The sequence below is a fragment of the Caballeronia sp. NK8 genome, from assembly GCF_018408855.1.
In the GTDB taxonomy this organism is placed as follows: domain Bacteria; phylum Pseudomonadota; class Gammaproteobacteria; order Burkholderiales; family Burkholderiaceae; genus Caballeronia.
Genome location: NZ_AP024326.1, coordinates 50,351 through 72,031, shown reverse-complemented (window position 1 = coordinate 72,031; position 21,681 = coordinate 50,351). Strand labels below are relative to the sequence as shown.

Below are 21,681 nucleotides of genomic sequence, written 5' to 3'. Positions count from 1 at the left end.
ATGCGCGAGATTCTTCCAACTTCCGTGCCCCCTGAGACGAAGGGCCGAAATACCGAATACGCCCAATCGATCAAGCGCGGACTGCGCGAATATGGCCTCGTCGTTTCGCTGATCCTCATCATGGGATTCTTCCAGGTGTCCACGAACGGCACCTTGATGCAGCCGCTGAACCTGACGAACCTGGTGCTTCAGAATAGCTATATCGTCATCATGGCGCTCGGCATGTTGATGGTGATCGTAGCCGGCCAGATCGATCTTTCGGTTGGATCGACATCTGGATTCATCGGCGCGCTCGCGGCGTTGCTGATGGTCCAATGGGACGTCAATCCCGTCCTCGGAACGCTCGTCTGCGTGGCCGCGGGCGCATTGATCGGCGCGGCACAAGGCTATTTCGTCGCGTTCTGGCGGATGCCGTCGTTCATCGTGACACTCGCGGGCATGCTCGTCTTCCGCGGCCTCACGATCACCCTGCTGCAAGGCCAGTCGATCGGACCCTTCCCCGACGTGTTCGCCATTGTCAGCTCCGGCTTCATCCCGGATTTTTTCAATGGCCAGAACCTTCGGGTCACTTCGCTTCTGCTTGGCCTTCTCGTTGGTCTCGCATTCTTCTATATCGAGTCCCGTCAACGGAGCAAGGCGGCGAAACATGGGGTCGACAGCGGCTCGTTCGGCATGTTCATCGTCAAGAACGTGGTGCTTACCGCGTTCATCGTTTATTTCAGTTATCTGCTGGCGTCCTATCGAGGCATGCCCACGGTGCTCATCATCATGGGGCTGCTCATCGGTGCATACACCTTCGTGATGAACCGTACGACCATCGGTCGGCGCATCTATGCGGTAGGCGGCAACGTGAAGGCGGCGAAGCTCTCTGGCGTCAACACGGAGCGCATCACGTTCTATGCATTCGTCAATATGGGTGTCCTGGCGGCGCTCGCCGGTCTCATCTTCGCCGCCCGTCTCAACAGCGCGACACCGAAAGCCGGTACGGGTTTCGAGCTGGATGTCATTGCCGCATGCTTTATTGGCGGAGCGTCTGCATCGGGAGGCGTGGGAAAAGTGATGGGTGCGGTGATCGGCGCGTTCATCATGGGCGTGATGAACAATGGCATGTCGATCATGGGTATCGGTATCGATTATCAACAGGTGATCAAGGGATTGGTTCTGTTGGCGGCTGTCTTCATCGATGTCTATAACAAGAACAAGATCGGCTGACGAACTCCGCGCTTGCGACTCGATTGCAACTGTCAGTGCGTCCTTTGGCACGAGAAACGATGGGAGCGGGAGTGTCATCGACTTACAGCGGAATGCTAGACAGTCTGAGTGTCGCGGATCGCAGGTTGCTGGACGATGCGTTAGGCGTGCTGCTCAGGGAGCGGTCCTGTGCGTTGCAAATCGCGGTAGAAGTCGCATCGACCAAGGGGCATCGCACGCCAAGCGTGGATGACTTTTGCTCGCCGAACATCCTTCGAATGACCCGGCTGTTCACGCAGCCCGAGTCGTCGCTCGATTTGCAAGAGGCTTAATTGCGAGCAACCCGGATCGATCGTCTCAGGTGACGATCGATCAAAGACTATTCCGTGGCGGTTCTTCGCCACGATGAATCTTTTGCATCAAACGATAATAGCTCGACACCCCAGAGCGCTTGCGAACGGCGCTCGATGTATGACCAGTTTTGCACCTGATCCCCGACGCACCGTCACGCATCCTCGATGTTGGAGCCGGCATGGGGCGCGACGCTGCCGCATTGGCAGCTATGGGGCACGCGGTGTTGGCGGTTGAGCCCGTCGACGAGCTTAGGGCAGCTGGTAGGAACTTGTATCCCGGTTCCAGCGTTGTCTGGCTCGACGACAGCCTGCCCGATCTCTGCCTCGTCCGCGAAAGGCCGAACACGTTCGACGTCGTCATGATTACCACGGTATGGATGCACCTCGACGAAGTCGAACGTCGCCGAGGCATGGGCACAATCTATGACCGCCTGATTGATGGTGGCGTCGTCATTTTGTCGTTGCGCCATGGGCCGTTTCCGGAGGGGCGACGCATGTTTGACGTTTCCGCGGCGGAGACGATCGAACTTGCCGAAAGCCTTCGTCTCAAGCTTCTGCTCAAACGTATGCAGCAGCTCGGCCCAGCAAGGAAACAGGAACAAGGGAGTGACTTGGACGCGCCTTGCTTTTGGGAGGTGAAAGCCTGTGTGGCGGCGCCTACTGGCCAAGAACGGTTATTCGACACGGGGCCGTGATCGCGCACAATCGACCGGCCGATTCCCCACTACATCGCAGATGTCATGAAGCAGCGTGTACGGATAAAACTCGTCCAAAGACGACAAGTAGAGTGCCGGCCGGCCCGCAAGCCAGCGGGAACGAAAGGATACTTGGAAGGTGACTATGGGTCTCGACTTGCCGTTATCTACTCTCAGCACAAAGAGTTGTTCAAGCGACCAAAAGACGCGTGGGCATGAGGCGTAACCGTTGGGCCGCGTTCCGGCATGGTTTCACCGGATACTTTGCCTTGGCGGCGCTCCAGCCCTTTGTCGTCAGCTCTAGATTTGGCGGCAATTGTGGCATAAGTGGATCAGATGTCGGCTAATCAACGGTTGTCCGCTTTGGCTTTCCGCGACTGTCTCCTGAGGGTCGGGAGTACGCAATGCCGACTGGCTGCTTCCGGGAGCGGAATTCCGGTGGCCGCTTTCTGGCGAAGAATTTGCAGAGCGGTCTGACACAACCCGGTAGAGTCGAGTTGTGGCGCGGTAGCGGTAGGTTCGGTTTGTCTGTTGCCGCCCCTTTCGGTTGGCGGTGCCCAATTAACGTCGCCGTAGCCCCGTTTCCACACCCCGCTCATCGAACCGGACATGCAGATCTCCCGCATCCGGCTCTCGGACAAGACATCACGCCTTCGTACACGGCACGTTACACCCAAGGCCCCGTCAGGCGCACAAGACCGAAGTGCTTATAAAGGTGCGGGCGTGGATAGCCCCCGCGCCTGCTTCGCCTGGCTTTGTACTTGTTGCGTAACCACCGACGCAACCGCGCAGCGGTGTAGTTGTCGAGCGCCCGATATGCGGGTCTGTCCGTTCCTACCTTGAAGTAGTTCGCCCAGCCGCGCAACGTGCGGTTCAACTTGCCCACCAGCTCCGTGGTCTCTTGCCATACCGTCTTGAGGACGGTCAGCGCATGAATCTTTTCGACCATGCGACGGATACTCTTCTTTGACGGACGCATGCCCATACGGGCCTGCCCAGTCACCGCAGAGTACAGCCGTCCAAACGTGTAACCCAGGAAATCGAATTTTCCTTCCGGCACCTGGCAAATGCGTGTCTTCTCCTCATTGACGGTCAGCTTCAGTTTGCCCATGATCTCGCGCAGTTTCAGCAACGCCTCTTCAGCCTTGCCTCGTTTGCACAGGATCACGAGATCGTCCGCGTAGGTCACAACTCGACTGCCAAGGCTGCGCTGAAGTCCGAGCTGCTTCCATGCCAGCACAAACCGACGCATGTACACATTCGCCAGCAGTGGTGAGACGGGGGAGCCCTGTGGGATACCTCGCCGGCTATCTTTGGCCTCCGTCGTCCGCTTCTTCCGGCCTCGGATATCGGTTTCTTCCACGGGGCATTCCAGCCACATCCGGATCAGATGCAGTACGCGCCGATCAACGATGCGTCGTGTAAGCGACAGCATCAATTCGGCGTGTGGAATGCTTCCGAAGTAGTCCGCCAAGTCCGCGTCAACGACGTCCGCTTGCCCTCGATGCAGCCGTTCCTCCACCTCGATCACCGCCTGCTGGGCGTTGCGGCCCGGACGGTAAGCGTATTGCTCCGGCGGAAGGTCCGCTTCGAAGATCGGTTCGAGCACCAGCATCGCTGCTGTCATGCACACCCGATCCCGCAGGGTCGAGATGCCCAGCGGACTCAGCTTGCCATTCGCCTTCGGGATAAACACTCTTCTGATAGGGTCCGGCCGGTAAGTCTTCTGCCTGAGCGCAAGCGCCAGTTCACCGAGCCACTTCTGCACCCCGTACGCTTCGACCTCTGCGAAATCCTGCCGATCGACACCCGGCGCGCCCCTGTTCCAGCGACACTGAGCGTACGCATGCGCCAGCACATCCTCGCGATAGATCTTGTCGTACAGCGCGTAGAAGTGGTACCCGGCTTCTGCCTTCGCTTTCGCGTGTAACGCCATCTGCAGCTTCTGAACACGAATCGGAGTTAATAGGTTGCCCAATCTCCACGTCCTCACTACGTATTGCGTCTGTCTTGAACTGAGGCCCCTTCCCTCCACCAGCATTACACCGGCTTCACCGGTAATACGGGCCTCTCCGTCATCCCAAGGCGCCCGGCCTGTCCCTCGCGGGCGTCCGGTTGGTCATCCCTGACCACGCCAAGGGACTTCCCGTGGTGCGTACGCTTTCCTTGTGTACATGCGGTCGCCATTACCCCGGCGCAGCGACTGGGCGTCCAGCCTGCTCATTCACCCAGCCGTATCAACCTTCCCCGATAGGGTTGTCGGGTCGGCCTGCGCATGGACCTTTTCGAGGTTTGCTCGGCGTTCACTCGCGTTACGGCCTGCACACTCGCGCTGCCACCAATTCGTGACACGCATCACCGAAGGCTTCAGCCACTTCGTTGCCTCCATAGCTGCTCCGGTTGCTTCCGGCTGGAGCGGTTGCCGGGCGGGGCTTGCACCCGCTGGAAAGCGTCACCTTTTCACGGCGCACACCCATTACGGCCATTGACGGGGCGGTCATCTCAACGGCAGCTATCTGAGTGGAACAGTCACATCACGCCTTGATCCGCGAAGGCGATCGTCAACGCAATCGGTCAGATTCGCCAGGCATTGCCAGTCGACGATCACCAGAGCGGCGCGCCGCGCTATCTGGTGATCACGCGTCGGATCGACTTCAAGCCGGGCAGCGCGGTTCAGGTTCGGGCCCTCTAACGAGCACCAGTCAACGGTTAGGCGGCGCAACAGATCCACATCTTTTTTAAGTTTCGCTTAAGCTTTGATCTTTACGGTAAGGCCTTCCTGCAGTTTCCCCGCCGTTAGCGACGCCGTCTCATGCCACGTCTTATGCCATCACGAATACACGCTGTTGAACCGGTATTTCTCCCTGGCATGACGTTCTGCGCGGTGCGCACGCCGCGCGAATAAACGCAGCACCCTCTTCTTTTGACGCTAACCGGACTCGCCCGCTCGCGTGTCGCCGGTGGCACCGGACGCCCGTCCGATCTCGTCGCCGCTTCGATTCATCCGCTTTCCCGCTGTTTGCTCATGGCCCTTCCTGTTCCCGTCGTGCCGACGACGCGCATTGGCAAAGCCGTACTCATCTGCGCGTTGAGTTCTGTTTGCGCCGCGTTTGTCTTTTCGCCGCTCAAGACCGTTTTCCAGCATGACGACAACACCACGCCGTCGGTCTCCGCCCCCCCTGCTACACCTGCCAATCACGATACGGATGCATTGCATACCGCGCAGCCGGTTGCGGTTGGCGCGTCAGGTGCGCTCGCGTCGTCGGCGGTCGCATCTGCGGTCGCTTCAGCGACTCAAGCGCTTGCGCCCACGACCGAATCCGTGACGATCGATTCGAGCTTTGCCGAAGCGATGCAGCGGCTAGGCGTCGATCCGGCCATGAGTGCGGTGATCGCGCATGCGTACTCGGGGCAGATCGACTTTCGACGCGATCTGCGCAAAGGCGACCGCATCAGCCTTGTTTTAGGGCCCGAGACAAAGCCAGGCGATGTAGCAACAGGCGCCCCACAACTGCAGGCGTCAAAGCCGGTAGATCAACGTGAGCCGCTCGCCGTGCGCGTTTCGCGTGGCGACACCGATCACGATCTGTTCCTCCATCGGGATCTGAAGGGCAAGCCGTTCTACTACACGGCGAACGGCAAGGCGACTACGCCCTCGTTTTCACGCTATCCGCTGCGCTATTCACGCGTCTCGTCGCCATTCGCGAGGCGCCGTCTGGATCCGGTGACGCATCGCTGGCAAAGTCACGACGGAGTCGATCTCGCCGCACCGATCGGCACGCCCGTGCACGCGACCGCGCAAGGCACGATCTCGACGATCGGCTGGGAAACCGGCTACGGCAAATTCATCCTGATCGACAATGCGCCACCGTATCAGACCGCGTTTGCGCATCTCTCGCGCTTTGCCAAAGGGCTGCATATGGGTAGCCATGTGAAGCGCGGACAGGTGATCGGTTATGTCGGCATGACCGGCTGGTCGACCGGCCCGCATCTGCACTATGAAGTGCGCGTCAACGATATCGCGCGCAATCCGCTCACCGTCGTCTTGCCGGGCGACACGCCCTTGCAAGGCGAAGAGCGCAAGCGTTTCGCGCAACAGGCCGACCGCCTGTCCGGATTGCTCTGAGCGCCATCGTCATGCGCGTTCAACTCTTTCTGGTCCTGCTGCTGGTCATTTTCGTCGTGCCGGCGATGGCGCGCGTCAAGTCGCATCATGTGAGGCGGCATGCGTGCAGGCCTGCGGTGCTGGCACGCGCGGCGATGGTGGTCGATCTCGCCACCGGTCGCACACTCTATGCGAAACACGCGAATCAGCGCATACCGATCGCGTCGCTGACGAAGCTCTTGACCGCCATCGTCGTGCTGGATTCGAAGCGTTCGCTGCTCAAGCCCGCGCGCATTGCGAACGCCGATGTCGATCGTCTGAAGTGGTCGCGCTCGCGCTTGCCAGTGGGCTCGCTGCTCTTGCGCCGCACGATGCTGCATATCGCGCTGATGTCGTCGGAGAATCGCGCGGCCTTTGCACTGAGCCGCGATTATCCGGGCGGACGCCCCGGCTTCGTGCGCGCGATGAATCGCACGGCGCTACGTCTGCATATGACGCGTAGTCATTTCGTCGATCCGACCGGTCTCTCGCCTCATAACGTTTCGACGGCGCGCGATCTGGCGAAGCTGGCGCGCGCCGCGTATCACTACCCTGCAATCCGCACGTATTCGACCTCGCATCAGAAACTGGTGCTCGGTGGCGCGGGGCCGCTGATGTATCACAACACCGATCCGCTCGTGCACTACGTCATGTGGCATGTCGGTTTGCAGAAAACCGGCTTTACGAACGAGGCCGGGCATTGCCTCATCGTCATGACGACGGTGCGTGGACATCGCATGCTGATCGTGCTGCTCGGCGATCCGAATCCACAGGCGCACTTTCAGGACGCCATCAATCTGAGGCGCTGGCTGGTGTCCGGGCGTCATCGCTAGCCGCGTCGTTTATCGCGCGGCATCGGGGAAAAACGAATGAACGGATGGCATCTGGCAGTTGCTGCGGGGCTCTGTGTCGCCTTGATGGCCTGCTCGCGACGCGAGGGCGTATTCTCGCTTTCGCCTGTTTTCACGGCGAAATCCGACCTTGCCGCGTCGGCGATGGCGCATTGCGTGACGCAACGCTGGGGGCAAGGCACGCGACGTTTGCATCGCGGTAAAAGCGGATCGACCATCACGTTGCGCGCGGAATCGTTCTTCAGCGGTGCGGCTATCGGCTTGCGTCTCGAGCCGGAAGGGCGGCATACGCGCGTCGAATATTTCGAGCGTCGCTTTACGGATCCGCTTTACTGGTCGATGGTGCGCGGTTGCCTTGACTTGCCGGGCCAGCGAGGCGCGACAGGGGCGTCGGCCAGCGCGCCGCATTCATGAAGCCACCTCGCGAAAGTTATGGGCTCAAACAGTCCGCCGTTCTCGATCAGGGCACGCATCGCCGTTTTCGCGTGCGTTCGGCGCTGCTGGGCGGCGTGTTCGGCATCGCGTTCGTGGCATTGGGCGCGCGTGCGTTCTGGGTCCAATGCGTCAACGACGGCTTCTATCAACTGCAAGGCGAGATACGGCAGATTCGCGATTTCACTGTGCATGCCGCGCGCGGACGCATTCTGGATCGCAACGGCAGTATTCTCGCGCTGAGTTTGCCGACACGCACACTCTGGGTCGATGCGCGCGATGTGCCCAACAGCAAGCTGCAATCGGTGGCGGCGTTGCTCGGAATCAGCAGCGGCCGCATCGAGGATGTGTATCGCGAGCATCGCGCGTTCGCCTATTTGCAGCGCCAGGTGCCGCTTGCGGTGGCGAAGCAGGCCATGCAACTCGACGTGCCGGGTCTTTACGCCGAGCGCGACTATCGACGCTTCTATCCGGAAGGTGCGGTAGCCGCGCATATCACCGGTTTTTCCGGCGTCGACGGCAAAGGACAGGAAGGCATCGAGCGCGTCGATAACCCAATGCTGACCGGCACCGATGGCAGCCGTCGCGTGTTGCGCAATGCGCGCGGGCAGATCATCGACACGCTGGCGTTCGTCGGTGCGAAGCCGGGCAAGGACGTGCGTCTGTCGATCGATCGCTCGATCCAGTTCGCGGCGTTCAAGGCGGTGCAGGACGCCGTGCAGCGCTTTGGTGCAAAGGCGGGCTCGGCGGTCGTGCTCGACGCGCACACCGGCGGGATTCTCGCGATGACGAACTGGCCGACGTACGATCCGAACCGCCGTGCGACGCGCAGCGGCAAGCGGATTCGCAATCGCGCGGTGACCGATGCGTTCGAGCCGGGCTCGGTGCTCAAGCCCTTGACCATCGCGCTTGCGTTGCAGCGTCATATCGTGACACCCGACACGATCGTGCCGACCGATGGCGGCCGTCTGCGCCTCGATGGCGCGACCATTCACGACGATGCAGACTTCGGAATCCTGACGGTTTCGAAAGTGATCCAGAAATCGAGCAACGTCGGCACCACCAAGATCGCCATGCAACTGTCGCGTCAGGACATGTGGAACAACTTCCACGCCGTGGGTCTGGGACGTGCGCCGATGGCCGGTTTGCCGGGCGCCGCGTCCGGCATCGTGCGGCCGTACCGTCACTGGCGGCGCATAGAGCAGGCAACGATGTCGTACGGCTACGGGCTTTCCGCGTCGCTGCTGCAACTCGCGCAGGTCTATACGATCTTCGCGAACGATGGCGTGTTCGTGCCGGCGACGATTCGTGCGCAAGGCACGAGCCCCGTGCATGGCCGTCGCATCTATTCGAAACGGGTCGCGCGCGAAGTACGCGCGATGCTGCAAACCGTGGTGTCGAAGAATGGCACCGCGCCGCAGGCAGTCGTCGCGGGCTATAGCGTCGCGGGCAAGACGGGCACCGCGTATCGGTGGACCGCTGAAGGTTACGACCATAGTCAATACCGCGCGTCGTTCGTCGGCATCGTACCGGCCAATGCGCCGCGCGTGATCATCGCCGTGTCGATCGACCGGCCGAGCAAGGGCTCGCACTTCGGTGGCGCAGTGTCCGGTCCGGCGTTCGCCGATATTGCCAGCCGCACGATGAGCGTCATGAACGTGCTGCCGGACAAAGCGGAGCGCATGGCGACGACGCGCGTGCCGACGATGTGAATGTTGCGAATCAACGCTCAAGTTTTGTTCTTCGCAAATTTCCGCGGAGGGCTATCGGCAATTACCTGATCTCGCGTCGGCAAACCGCCATCGGCAGCTAGATTTCTCAATCGCAAAGTATTGGAAGCCGTTGCTGGAAGGCTACCGTGAGGATCGCCGCAAGGTGAACACTGCATACCCACGCTCCCTGAACCCCGTCGGCAAGGTGATGGCAGATTGAAGAAGTTGCCGGTCGAAGCCGCCAACGTTCATGCGCGACGGCTACGGGACAGGGTTTCAGAGCATCCGCGATGCTGGGCAATGGAGAGAGACGCAGCCAGAAGGCAACTCCGCTTGCCACATCAACCGGGTGAGAGCCGAGTCAATACGTCGAATGACAATCACGAGGGTGTCCCTTGTGCGTTAGCGCTACCCCACCGGCGAGCGCACAAGTGGTCGGGTGACAAAGCGTGACGGTGTAACAATGGCGCTCTTCGGATGCGGTACCGCTGCCGCGGGAATCTTTTTCAAAAACGTATGTGGATGGAACTTACGCCTTGACCCCGGGCGTTTTCCGTCCTGCGGGTTATAGGTTTGCATAGCTGCTTTTCGCTTGGCCGAGAGCCCGCGAGTCGGCCTCGATGAAGGGCCTCTGCTAGCTGCGGAACGGCCGCCTCAACAAGCTGTCTGGAGACGGAGGGAGCGGCCTCCGGTGACGAGCTATAGACGTTTGCTGAAGACGCGTGACAGCTGCGACCGCTATAAGTCGCGACCTTCCGTAGTCGACCCGCTGCGGCCGTTGGACACTCGGTGGGCCGGCCGTCTCTTGATGAAGAACAACGGGCATTGGAAGAAGCGATGTAACGGGTCGACAGGCACTCCAAACGTCATCACGCTACACGGGCGTTAAGATCGCTCGGCGGATTCAACCGGTCGATGCAACACCTCTGATCTAATGATCGTGATACAGGTGGGGAGCATCGATGACTCGACAGAGAAAGCCTTGGTTGGGCAAAGCGCAGCGGCAGAGGCTCTGGAAGCTTTGGCGTAGTGGGGAGAGCGTCAGTGCGATTGCGCGCGCGTTACAGCGGGATGTCGGCTCAACGCACCGGCACATCGCCAAACATGGCGGGATCGCGCCGGCGCAGCGCGTGCTTTGAGCTTATGCGAGCGCGAAGAGATCTCGCGAGCGTTGAGCCAGAATGAGTCGTATGGGTCGATTGCAGCGCAGTTGGGGCGAAGCAAATCGACCATCAGCCGTGAAGTGAGCCGCAATGGAGGGCGCGAGAAGTATCGCGCGCATGTGGCCGATGAGTTGGCTTGGAGGCGCGCGTTGCGTCCGAAACAATGCGCGCTGGCGGGCAATGCGCGCTTGTGTAAGCAGGTCGCGCGAGGGCTGCGCCTACAATGGTCGCCTGCGCAAATCTCGGGCTGGCTCAAGAGGCGATACCCGCAACGCAAGGAGATGCACATTTCGCACGAAACGATCTATCAGACGCTGTTTATCCAGACCCGTGGAGCGCTGAAGAAGGAATTGATCAGTGAGCTGCGCACCAGGCGCGCGGTGCGTCGTCCGAAGTGCGCCTCGAAGCGGGGTCAGAATCGCGGCACGATCATCGATGCGGTGCCGATCAGCGAACGCCCGGCCGAGGCCGAGGATCGCGCTGTGCCAGGGCATTGGGAAGGCGATTTGGTTGCACGTTCAATCGACACGCACGTTGCTACGCTGGTGGAGCGTCATTCACGCTATTTGGTGCTGGTGAAGGTGCCGGGCAAAGACACGCAGAGCGTCACGCAGGCGCTGATCAAGCAGGTGCGCAAGCTTCCTGCGCAATTGAAGCGCTCGTTGACATGGGATCGGGGCACGGAGATGGCAGCTCACGTGCAGTTCACGGTGGCGACAGATATGCAGGTGTACTTCTGCGAACCGCGAAAGCCGTGGCAAAGAGGGAGTAACGAGAATACCAATGGATTGCTACGTCAGTACCTTCCAAAGGGCCAGCCGTTGGATCATTACTCACAGGCTGAGTTGAACGCAATTGCCAAGCGGCTCAATGAAAGGCCGCGGCAGACCTTGGGTTTTATGACGCCAGCGGAGAAATTGGCCGAGACGTTGGGCGTTGCGTTGACCGGTTGAATCCGCCCTCACACGCATTGCTTCGCAATTTGTCTGAGCGCAGGCCCCGCGTGATCGTGAAACCGTCTGATGCCACTGCAGAGATAATTCAGTCCGGCCTGACCGTCCGGGCTGCGGATGAAGCGATTCTTGGGGCACTCTCCCCAGCACACCCTCAGATGCCGGCATTGGCGGCAAAATTCAGGAAGCGTGTCCCGCTTTGCGTAGCCGAAGCGTTGCTGCTGTGGCGAGAACGCCATCTCGCCCAGATGCCTCGTCCGGATATTGCCAAGCGAAAAGGCCGGGTACACATAGTGATCGCAGGCATAGACTTCGCCGTCGTGTTCGATTGCAAGCGCCTTGCCACAGAACTCGGCGGTCACACACGTTTGCGCGGGACGCCCCATCGTCTGCACGACGGCCGTCTCGAACAGGTTCACCAGCACGCGACCCACGTCTTTTCTATGCCATTCGTCGAAGGTTCGCGACAGGAAGTAGCCCCAGTCGTCGGGATCGACCGACCAGTCCGTCACGACCGAGTCCGCATTGCCCGGTCTGGCGGCGCTGCTTCCCAGCATCGGCATCGCGTCGGGCGGCCAATGCTGGGGCGCAACGCTGCGAAAGTCCTTCGGCTCCACGCACGGGATGAACTGGATGTATCGGGAATCCAATTCATTACGCAGGAAACGGTATACGTCGAGAGGCTTCTTGGCGTTGATGCGGTTGACGACCGTGAGCGTGTTGAACTTCACGCCGTGCTTCCTCAGATAGCCGATGCCCTCCATCACATTGTCGAAAGTGAGCTGGCCCTTGCGATCGCGGCGGAACGTGTCATGCAACTCACGCGGCCCGTCAATACTCACGCCAACCAGAAAGTCATGCTCCTTCAGGAACCTGCACCATTCGTCGTCCAGAAGGGTCGCGTTCGTCTGAAGATCGTTCGAAATGTGACGCCCGGCCGGGGCATACTTCTTCTGAATTTCGACGATATCGCGGAAGAAATCGACGCCGAGCATCGTCGGCTCACCACCCTGCCACGAGAAGATGATCTCGTCGCCGTCTTGTGCCTCGATGTACTGGCGAATGTAGCGTTCCAGCATCGACACTTCCATCCGCCGGCCGCGACGCTGATCGAGCAGGTGTTCTTTGTGCAGGTAATAGCAGTAGGTACAGTCGATGTTGCATGTCGAGCCAATGGCCTTGGCCATCGTATGGAATCGTCCCTTCTGCGCTGGCGCGGCCGGTTCGGGCGCGAGCGGTCGCGTCCCGTGAAAGAAAATCGGCTGCACTGATGTACTGGCGCTGATATCATCCATCTCGACTCCTGCTGGTTTAGTCGCAGCTTCGACACGACCGGCGTTTCCCGCTAGGATTTTGGCGCGGGATACACGGTCTTCCAGTCCTGCTTCATGCTGACGACGACCCATCCGCGCGCGAGCGCCTGGTCCCACGCCTTGTCGAGTCGGGCGAGCGCGGATTGCCGATCATAGGCAAACTCCCTTTCGGCATCGTCGTGGTGCAGCAGCAGCGCCATTGTTTCGCCCGGGCCGCCGGCGGTGTACTCGAGCATTTCCCTGTCGCCGTCCGAATTGCCAAACGCGAGGATCGGACGCCGCCCGATCGCGCGAAAAATTCCCACTGGCTTACCAGGGCCGTCGTCGACGAAAGCAAAACCGGGTTCACGCATCAACGCGGGCTTGCCCTCACGCAACTGATACCTGAGCTTCTCTTCCGTGCCCACGATCTGCTCCGGAGGGATGCCATAAGCCTGGCTCGCCCAGACGCGCATGAATTCGGCCGTGCCGCCCGAGACGATCCAGATTCTGAAGCCATTCGTTCGCAAAAGGTCCAGCAATTCGAGTTGCGGCTGGTAGATGAGTTCGGTGAAGGGTCGCTGAAGTGTGGGATGTCGGGTGGCGGAAAGCCACGTACTTATTGCGCGATCGTACTCGTCGGTGGTCATGCCGCTGTTGGCGACCGCGAGCAATTGCAGCAGAGCCTTCTTGTTTTGCGCGAGCGCCGCAGCGTCGTGCGCAAGCAAGGCCTTATATGCAGGATTGCTCTGCCATTCTGGATGGCGCGGCGCGGCCGCCTTCACTTGGTCGATCATGAAAAGTAGCTGGAACGGCATCGGTTGCTCGCTCCATAGCGTGCCGTCGTTGTCGAACACGGCGATGCGTGCTTCCGGAGGCACGTAGCTTGATGCTCCCTCACGCGTCACGTCGGAGATGAACTTCAGAATCGCCGCGCGCGCGGCGCCGTCCTGCCACGATGGGAGTACCGCAGCGGACGGAGTAACCGATGCTGCCGGCGGCGCGTTGCTATGACCTTGCTCAACCGTATTTGTACTGCCGCACCCTGTCAGCGCGACGCACAGACAGACGAGCCACCCCATCAGAATGCCAGGAGCATGACCTCCACGCGCAGAATCGGCTGCGAAGCGCATCTTCCCTCCTCATTTCGCGCCAGACGCTGGCAACTCGTCGCCTCTTATGCGGCAGCGGGACCTTGCTTGATCCGATTCTCGGGCAAATCAATTTCCCGTCGGCAGCGGAATGCTGAATCCATTTTTCTCCAGTTCTTCACGCACGTACTTCAGCCGCTCGTATTGACTGAGCGTAATGGGGCCAGCGTACGCTTCGCTCTGCGCCTTACGTGGCGGGTACTTTACGTATGTCTTCATCTCCTCTTTCACCGCGCCGCTCAAGGCTGGGAGCGTCCAGGTGTGCTCGGTATAGTTGTTCATGAAGATGTCGTAGCGCTCCTGCGGGTCCTGGTATAGGTCGAAGACCTGTGGAACGGTCGCGACGTAGCTCTCGGGGCCCTTCCAGCCGAGGTTCGAGTCCACCGCCAGTCCACCGGTCTTCACGCCTGCGTCGCCGCGCAGGTTGAACACCGCCTTGAACTGACCGACTCGCACCGCACCCGGCGTCAATTCGTTCTCGGTGAAATAGAACCATGCAGTGCGCTTGCTCTTGCCTGTACCGAAAAGCACGGGCGACATGTCGTAGCTGTCGAAGATGATTGGCTTACCTTCGCGATCGTTCTTCGGCAGGTCGACTCCCGCCACCGCTGCGAACGTCGCCATGCAGTCGAGGCCGCCCACAATGTCGTAGTTGCGTGAGTGGGGCTTGATCTTGCCTGGCCACCAAGCGATGGCCGGCACGCGCGTACCGCCCTCGCGATCGGTTCCTTTCGTGCCACGGAACGGGGTATAGCCGGCGTCCGGATACACGTCCTGCCACGCGCCATTGTCGGTCGTGAAGAACACCAGCGTGTTCTTGTCGAGGCCTTTCTCGCGCAGCTTGTCGAGTATGTGGCCGACCCGCGCATCGAGTTCGACGAGCGAGTCCGCGTACTTGGATTTCGCCAGCGATTTGCCGATGTAGTCGGGATCGGGCATGTTGGGCTGGTGAACCTTCATGAAGTTCACATTGATGAAGAACGGCTGGCCGCTTTGCGCAGCCTCGTCTATATCGTCGAGCGCGGCTTTCTCGATGTAGCGATCGACGAACGGGATGCCGACGATCCGTTTGTCCGGTTCGTTCTGGTACTGACCGTTTAGCTTGAAGTCTTCGTGAGCCTTCTCACCTGCCTTTCCAGAAAGCATGCCCGTGGTCACCTTGGTGAACATGTCGCGGGTTTGCTGATCCATTTCCGGAAACCATTTTGGATCGGCGTAGGTATAGGCGTTCAAGTGATACAGGCCGACGTATTTCATGTCGTCGTAGCCCTGAGCGTTGGGTAGCGCGTAATCTGCCTCGCCCAGGTGCCATTTACCCGTGAAATACGTCTTGTAGTTGGCGAGTTTCAGCACCGATGCTAGTGTCCACTCGGCACGCGGAAGCCCGCCGCCCTGACCCTGAAACGCAACGGTCGTCATGCCGCTGCGATTCGGATTGCGTCCAGTCTGAAGTGCGGCGCGGCCTGGCGTGCAACTCGGTTGACCGTAGAAATCGAAGAAGGTCATTCCTTCGTCCGCCATCCGGTCAAGATTGGGCGTCGGAATTCCACGTCCTTCACCACCGCCATAGACCCCGAGATCGCCCCAGCCAACATCGTCGCCTACGATCAATACGATGTTTGGTTTCGTGGTCTGCTGTGAGCTGGTCTGGGCCTGCACGTTGATCGCAACGCTCAGTATGCCGGCCGCAACCAAGGCGAAAGGCGCGCGTTTAGTCGGCTGCGCCAGCGTCGAGAAGCAATCACCAAGGTTCATTTTTTCCCCTAGATGTCGATCCAAACGGTATTCCACGGAAACGGCACGCATGCAAGTGCGTTTATCGGTCGCAAAAAGCTTCCAACGCTGGACACTCATAGCGCTTCATCGATATAACTTCAACGAGCGCTTGGCAAGCTTTTTCTTTTTCGGGCCCGTCATGTCCATCCGATAGTCATAGGGGTCATAGCGGCAGCTTCGGTCGCCTGCCATCTCATATGACAGGTAGTTCAGCCAGCTTATCTTTCAAGGGAATTCGCAAGCCTTGTCAGATCTTTTGGCTCAACCCGGATGAGCCCACCCTTCGGGCTATCAATATCTGCGATGAGTGCGAGTGACAGCGCGACCGTGGCCGGGAGAATCGTAATGAGCAGCCCTTTACGGAGCTTGCCTTTCGCTCCGTAACCCTGCACGATACAGCCGAGAAGCGCGATGATGATCATCAGATACCACGCGCCAATGAAAATGCGATTGATGCGCGCGGCTTCCGAGTAGTCCTGGGCGTTCAGGACATCGTTCATGCCGGAGACGACAAGCGCACCAATGGGTGTCGGCTGCTTTTTCGCTACTTGCGTCGCCAGTTGCCATAATTCCGCTTGCGCATCCGCCGAATCGCGATTGATTTGTGCAAGTTCGTCGCGACCCCGTGTCCGGTAGTTAGACAGTCTCAGCTTCGTATACCGAATCAGTGCCGCCTTGATTTTCGCTCCGAGAACGGATGGACGAGATCCGCGCGCGAATATTCGGTGCCAATCGCGTTGGCTTCACCCTCCTCAAAGGTCTTGCGAAGATCGTAGCGGTTCACCGCCATCGAAAGGCTAAATCCGATCAGGAGCGCAAGCAGTGTCAGCGTCGATGTCTGAATGATATGAAAGTCGTCGCGGTCTTCCGGTAGCAGTACCACGAGCCGACGTAAAGCGAATGCACCGAACGCCACTCCACCCACAAGCAACGCGAGAATAACGACGAACAAAACAGCCGGGTAGTCCACGAATGTTGTCATTCGAAACCTCTGTCGCACAGGAAAAGAGCCGAGCAGCATCTCCCGGCCGCGCGACGTTCAGGGACTCGCGCTTGATCGAGGCGCTGAGCGTGTTCTCCTCGACAGCTTGGTCCAAGGGCTGTCAGCCTCTAGATAATTGAAATCGCAAGAAGGTGCAGTCGAATAAACCTATGGACGCGCAGCATTGATAGATGGCAGGGTATGGAATCATAGACGATTAGTTGCATTCACGGACCGGCGAGACTGTGCCTGTCCGACACGGCAAGTCCGCTAAACGTCGGCGGCAATGCACACTTTCGGCCATCTTCGGCCGTTCGACATCGAATTAACAAAACAATTTAACGTCTGCTCCGATCGGTTAACGGACCGTCATAGATGTTCAACGCAATTCGCCGGGATACTACTCACCACTCGATCTTCAACGGCTCGCCGCGCAGCAGGCGCAACAAGCGATCGCCGACGCCAAGCGCGGTAAATGCCGAAGCAAGCTCGTCAGCGCTTTCCGTGTTGTGCTTCCAGCCTTCGTTGTGCACCGCCAGGATCTTCGCATTGGGGAAAGCATGTGCGGCAGCCAGTGCGTCGTTGCTGTCCATCGTCATCTGGAAGCGCCCGCGCGGCTCGGCAGCGCCGGCGAAGACGATCACCACCTTTGGAGAATACCGACGGGCGACCTCGGCAGTGCCCTCATACCAAACTGTGTCGCCGGTAACATAGACCGCGTCGCCCTCTTCTTCTTCTCCCAGCAGAAAACCGATGACGTCGCCCGAATACGGCTCGATTCCCACTGGGCCATGTCGCGCAGGCGTGCCGGTAATCAGCAAACGCCCAAATCCTGGACCTTCGAACGTTTTTGTTTCGAAGGGTGTCAGGCCCAAGGCATTACCGCCCAAGCGGGCCTGCCCGGAGAGCGTCGTATAGGTTGTTTTCACGGACGGGAGCATCGAACGCCCCGTTGTGTCAAGATTATCAAAGTGATGGTCGTGGCTCAGCAAAATGGCGTCCAATGGGCCGATTTCCCCGATCGTGAGCGCGGGACCGGTGGTTTTAAGAAACGTCACGGGCTTGCCAGGATACGGCTGGTAAGTACCTGGCGGATCAAAGGTCGGATCGGTTAGAAGCCGAAAGCCACCTAGCTCTATCAAAGCGGTTGGTCCGCCAATCAGCGTGATAGTTGCACCGGTCATCACAGCATCCAATGTCGAAGTGGGAATGCGACGATTATGGCGGCCTGGGTTTCCGCGTGGCATTCCCCACATTTGTTCAGTGGATGCTCGATTTCGCACAAGTACATTCAGGGCAGAACTGGCATCCGTGCGAAAGAGCTGCAGGCAACGGGGATGCGCGCGGTGGCGCAGCGGAACCTATTCGATCAATGCATGCTCGCTGGAAAGGAGGTTCATCAGAAAATCGACCACCGTTTTGATTGCGAGGTTGGAGACGCCATCGCGCCGAATCAAAAGCCAAAGTTCCCTGGATGGCGGCGCTTCCTTCATCGCGCAATGCACCAAGGTTGCCTCACCGCGCCCGACAAAGTGAGGCAACAGGGCGATGCCTGCGCCGGCACGGGCCGCTGCCGCCTGCATCACCTGACTATTGCTTTTGAACGCCACGCGGGCGCGTGGGTAGGCATCGCGGAGCCAAATGGCTTCTGGCAAATGAGCGTTCGCATCGTCGAAGCCGACGAAGGTCGGGCTTTCGCCGGCTGCCAAACGTCGCCGCCATTCGTCCAAGGCATAAAAACCAAATCCTAGCGTCGCCGCCCGCTTTGCGATGACCTCACCGTCTGTTGGCCGCCCGAACCGCAGCGCAACGTCGGCTTCGCGTCGCTCAAGGCTGACCGCTCGAAAGTCGGTGGCAAGATCCACATCCAATGTCGGATATGCTGCAGTCAAACCGGCCAGTTTCTCGACAAGAAAACATTGCGCCAGACTTGGCGGGGCATTGACACGCACAAGCCCGCTTGGCTCTTGCGGTTGACCGCCGCGTCCGAGTCGCGCGGCCGCCACTTCCATGTCGCTGGCTGCCGAAAGCGCGCGCACCCCAGCCGTGGTCAGCGCATACCCATCGGGGCGACGCTCCACCAACTTCTCCCCTAGCGCTTTCTCGAGCGTCTGAATGCGCCGGGAAATGGTCGCGTGCGAAAGCGATAGCGCCCTGGCCGCAGCTGAAAGGCTGCCATAGCGCGCAAGAGACACAAAAATGCGGATGTCTTCCCAATCGAACGATGCGCGAATTTGATCAGCCATTGTCGGATATTAGCGAATGGTTCAACAACGGCATGCCGATTAGCATGAACCGCCGGATCAGAAAAGCGTCCGTCGATGCACGGCCAGCAGCTCTGATATTTGCTGAACGAATGCGGCTTAAATTGCCTCAAAGGTGAAAGGATACGTCATGCGTGAAGGGATCAAAGGAAAGGTCGTGCTAATCGCAGGAGGTGCGGGGGGGATAGGCTCGGCCGCGGCGAAAGCATTAGCCGCGGACGGCGCGATCGTCGCGGTTGCGGACATCGATCAAAACAAAGCGGATTTGTTGGTCCAACACATTCGTGCCGAGGGCGGCAAAGCCAAGCGATACGACGTCGACGTCACTCGAAAGAAAGACGTGGAACTTGCCGTGAGTACCATCGTCGCTGATTTTGGGAAGCTCGACGTGTTGATTAACAGCGCGGGTGTGATGTTGATCCGTCCGATGGCGGAGGTGAATACCGAGGAATGGGAAACCACGATCGATCTGAACTTGAAGGGAACCCTATGGGGTATCGCCGCTGCGCTGCCGGTGTTCTTGCGGCAAGGCTTTGGCCATGTGATCAACCTGGGCTCGGTGCATGGACTAAAGGTGTTCTCACCGGGTGGCGCCGTGCATTCCGCATCCAAGTTTGCGATTCGGGCACTCTCGGAAGGCCTGCGCGCCGAGATGGCCAGCCATTCGATCCGTGTGACCTCGATCACGCCCGGTGCGGTGGACAGTGGTATTCAGAACAAAACCACCGGCACCGACAGCGCGCGTATTCTGGAAATCTACACAAAAGCGATTTCTCCAACTGCCGTGGCACGCGCCATTACCTTCGCCATCGAGCAACCGATTGAAGTCGACATCAACGAAATCGTCGTACGTCCTACCGCTCAGTTACTGTGATTCAGTATCGCCATCAACCAATGAGGTTTAAGCCTTTCATCGCTTGGTTCGAGATGCGGATAGTTGCAACGGTGACTCTTTGCTAATAGCCATTGGCAGCGCTCGTTGCCGAACACTTGCTTTTGCTCCGGAGAACCGAGCAAAGGTTGCAAAGTCATCGGTTGGCGTAGCGCCATGCACGGTCGGATTGGTGATGACCATCCTATTTGCATCGGCTCAGGAGCTTTGGCTGAATGTAATTGAAAGCGGACGTCTAGCACGATGAATCCGTGCGACTGAATTGGGTCGAACAGAGCCGACCGATCTTTCGGTTCGCGGAGTGCTTTGTCGGTGACGTGGTCATGTCAGCTATCACGTATGCAGAGTTGGAATACGGTGTCGCCGTTTGTGCGAATCCGGCGAAAGAGCGGCGCACCCTCGCCGCGTTGATTGAGGACATTCCGGTGGCTCCGTTCGATGCTGCGGCGGCGGTGGCCTACGGCCCGATTCGTGAGGCTACTCGGGAGCGCAAGAAGGACCACCTAGATAAGCTGATCGCCGCACATGCAGTTGCGCTCGACGTTGCCTTGGTCACGAACAACATAAAAGACTTTGCCAGTTACCCGGGCGTCAAACTCGAGAACTGGCTGAGCGATTGAACACGGAAAACGAACCATGTGCAATTTGACTCCAGCCCTTGCTCTGCGAGCAGCGATCAACGTTTTGCGTGACTCTGCCGAGTCACGCAAGATGCCCAACGGTGAGCCGCTAACCGATGCCTCAGTGCAACTCCATTTCGACGCGGCGGACTTGCTCGATGAGTCCTTGTCGGACCTTCGCGACCACGAGTAAAGGAAGCGACGCAGCCCATTAGGGAGATGACACGATGCCGACTATCGAACTCCGAATCAACGATCGTGAACTTGAAGCCGAGCTTACTGCTGGACTTAGGGTAATCATTCGTGAGCGCGATGTGGCCGAGGTTGCTTACTCGCTGAGTGAAGCATTTGCCGCGCTGCTTCCGCACGGTCCGGAGTATGTGCTCCGGTCAACCGTCGACGATGCAATCAGGGCACTGTTACGAAAGCACGCACTGCCCAACTAAAGGGAGAAAGAATGGATGCGCTGTATGCCGCGGATGCGGCTCTAAAAGACGGCGTGCCTGCGGCGGTGCAACGCCATCGGACGGCAGGTACGCTAACCTGGGCGCTGATTCATAGAATTGAGTCGGAGATTCTCAGTGATGTTACGTCCAAGGGCGAACATAGCGCGAGGATGCTGGGCTGTTGCGAGCGTCTCCGGCATTGGGCTATCCAAACGACGCCCGACCGGTTTCGTTCGAAGGCCACGACGTGGTTCCCTCGGTCTTCGGCGCGATCTACGCCGAGTGGAAGCGCATCAACTGACAACGAGAAACACACAGCGATACCTTATATGGCATGGACCTAACAAGCTCATTCTCCCTTTGGGGAACGGATGAGTGTGGCCGGTGTACCGCAGCGTCGGCTGCACGGAGAGGGACCCAGCGACCGAGAGACCACTTCCGTGTTCGGCCACTTTCGGTCATATGCGCAAACTTTCGCACGGACATTCGAACGGCGGTTACATCTCGAGCATTGGCCCGTCGCGCGCAGCACATGATCGTTGATGGTCACGCGTTCGCAAGACTTCGATCGGGGCGAATCTTCCCGCCACTCGCGATCTTTGACGTGCATCTTCCACGATTAAGGTGAATCGTTAGATTGCGAGCTTGTAGCGGCCGCGAGACCCGCAATGGGATGGGGTCGCTGGGAAGCGGAATCTCAGTGTAAGGGACAGAACCCCTTATCCCCGGCCGTTCTCCTGCGATCAAGAAGTTGTTCCCTTTCA

At 59.2% G+C, this 21,681-nt stretch carries 16 protein-coding genes and 2 pseudogenes; 11 read left to right on the top strand and 7 right to left on the bottom strand.

Annotated elements, in window-relative coordinates:
- The 3 genes from mmsB to NK8_RS33140 all read left to right on the top strand — a co-directional run bounded on the left by mmsB (nt 1) and on the right by NK8_RS33140 (nt 2,239).
- Complete coding sequence (gene mmsB / locus NK8_RS33150) at nt 1-1,212, top strand: multiple monosaccharide ABC transporter permease (protein WP_225936590.1); 1,212 nt, start codon at nt 1-3, stop codon at nt 1,210-1,212.
- Nucleotides 1,213-1,283: 71 nt separating this feature from the next.
- Nucleotides 1,284-1,523, top strand: a complete 240-nt coding sequence (locus tag NK8_RS33145; RefSeq protein WP_213233695.1) for a hypothetical protein — start codon at nt 1,284-1,286, stop codon at nt 1,521-1,523.
- A gap of 200 nt (nt 1,524-1,723) precedes the next feature.
- Complete coding sequence (locus NK8_RS33140; protein ID WP_301549920.1) at nt 1,724-2,239, top strand: methyltransferase domain-containing protein; 516 nt, start codon at nt 1,724-1,726, stop codon at nt 2,237-2,239.
- Nucleotides 2,240-2,906: 667 nt separating this feature from the next.
- On the opposite strand, the gene ltrA is transcribed toward NK8_RS33140, so the two are convergent.
- Nucleotides 2,907-4,175 carry a group II intron reverse transcriptase/maturase gene (ltrA, locus tag NK8_RS33135; RefSeq protein WP_213233988.1) on the bottom strand — a complete coding sequence of 423 codons (1,269 nt, stop codon included), beginning with the start codon at nt 4,173-4,175 and terminating at the stop codon, nt 2,907-2,909.
- A 1,089-nt stretch (nt 4,176-5,264) separates the two neighbouring features.
- On the opposite strand from ltrA, the gene NK8_RS33130 reads away from it, so the two are divergent.
- The 5 genes and pseudogenes from NK8_RS33130 (at nt 5,265) to NK8_RS33110 (ending at nt 11,494) form a co-directional block, all read left to right on the top strand.
- The gene (locus NK8_RS33130) at nt 5,265-6,365 is read left to right on the top strand and encodes a M23 family metallopeptidase (protein WP_225936588.1); all 1,101 of its coding nucleotides are present in this window, start codon (nt 5,265-5,267) and stop codon (nt 6,363-6,365) included.
- Nucleotides 6,366-6,376: 11 nt separating this feature from the next.
- Nucleotides 6,377-7,216 carry a D-alanyl-D-alanine carboxypeptidase family protein gene (locus NK8_RS33125; protein WP_213233694.1) on the top strand — a complete coding sequence of 280 codons (840 nt, stop codon included), beginning with the start codon at nt 6,377-6,379 and terminating at the stop codon, nt 7,214-7,216.
- Between the two features lie 36 nt (nt 7,217-7,252).
- On the top strand, nt 7,253-7,648 hold the full coding sequence (locus NK8_RS33120; protein ID WP_213233693.1) for a hypothetical protein: 396 nt from the start codon (nt 7,253-7,255) through the stop codon (nt 7,646-7,648).
- Complete coding sequence (locus NK8_RS33115) at nt 7,645-9,378, top strand: penicillin-binding protein 2 (protein ID WP_213233692.1); 1,734 nt, start codon at nt 7,645-7,647, stop codon at nt 9,376-9,378. The genes NK8_RS33120 and NK8_RS33115 overlap by 4 nt, the downstream gene beginning before the upstream one ends.
- 962 nt (nt 9,379-10,340) lie before the next feature.
- A pseudogene (locus NK8_RS33110) lies at nt 10,341-11,494 on the top strand (IS30 family transposase).
- An 8-nt stretch (nt 11,495-11,502) separates the two neighbouring features.
- Here the strand turns inward: NK8_RS33110 and NK8_RS33105 are convergent.
- The 6 genes and pseudogenes from NK8_RS33105 to NK8_RS33080 all read right to left on the bottom strand — a co-directional run bounded on the left by NK8_RS33105 (nt 11,503) and on the right by NK8_RS33080 (nt 18,941).
- Nucleotides 11,503-12,789, bottom strand: a complete 1,287-nt coding sequence (locus NK8_RS33105; RefSeq protein WP_225936622.1) for an anaerobic sulfatase maturase — start codon at nt 12,787-12,789, stop codon at nt 11,503-11,505.
- A 50-nt stretch (nt 12,790-12,839) separates the two neighbouring features.
- On the bottom strand, nt 12,840-13,919 hold the full coding sequence (locus tag NK8_RS33100) for an HAD family phosphatase (protein ID WP_225936587.1): 1,080 nt from the start codon (nt 13,917-13,919) through the stop codon (nt 12,840-12,842).
- Between the two features lie 87 nt (nt 13,920-14,006).
- Nucleotides 14,007-15,692: an arylsulfatase gene (locus NK8_RS33095; protein ID WP_213233691.1), complete on the bottom strand. Its 1,686-nt coding sequence runs from the start codon at nt 15,690-15,692 to the stop codon at nt 14,007-14,009.
- Nucleotides 15,693-15,931: 239 nt separating this feature from the next.
- Nucleotides 15,932-16,695: pseudogene (locus NK8_RS33090) on the bottom strand (hypothetical protein).
- A 404-nt stretch (nt 16,696-17,099) separates the two neighbouring features.
- Nucleotides 17,100-17,879, bottom strand: a complete 780-nt coding sequence (locus NK8_RS33085; RefSeq protein ID WP_213233690.1) for an MBL fold metallo-hydrolase — start codon at nt 17,877-17,879, stop codon at nt 17,100-17,102.
- A 177-nt stretch (nt 17,880-18,056) separates the two neighbouring features.
- Entirely contained in the window at nt 18,057-18,941 is an 885-nt protein-coding gene (locus NK8_RS33080; protein ID WP_213233689.1) for a LysR family transcriptional regulator, read from the bottom strand.
- 148 nt (nt 18,942-19,089) lie between these two features.
- Here NK8_RS33080 and NK8_RS33075 point away from each other — a divergent pair, with 148 nt between their 5' ends.
- The 3 genes from NK8_RS33075 (at nt 19,090) to NK8_RS33065 (ending at nt 20,917) form a co-directional block, all read left to right on the top strand.
- Complete coding sequence (locus tag NK8_RS33075; RefSeq protein ID WP_213233688.1) at nt 19,090-19,833, top strand: SDR family oxidoreductase; 744 nt, start codon at nt 19,090-19,092, stop codon at nt 19,831-19,833.
- A 269-nt stretch (nt 19,834-20,102) separates the two neighbouring features.
- A complete protein-coding gene (locus tag NK8_RS33070) occupies nt 20,103-20,471 on the top strand; it encodes a type II toxin-antitoxin system VapC family toxin (RefSeq protein WP_213233687.1) in 369 nt (122 codons plus the stop codon).
- A gap of 227 nt (nt 20,472-20,698) precedes the next feature.
- Nucleotides 20,699-20,917 carry a hypothetical protein gene (locus tag NK8_RS33065; RefSeq protein WP_062268030.1) on the top strand — a complete coding sequence of 73 codons (219 nt, stop codon included), beginning with the start codon at nt 20,699-20,701 and terminating at the stop codon, nt 20,915-20,917.
- The last annotated feature ends 764 nt before the right edge of the window (nt 20,918-21,681 follow it).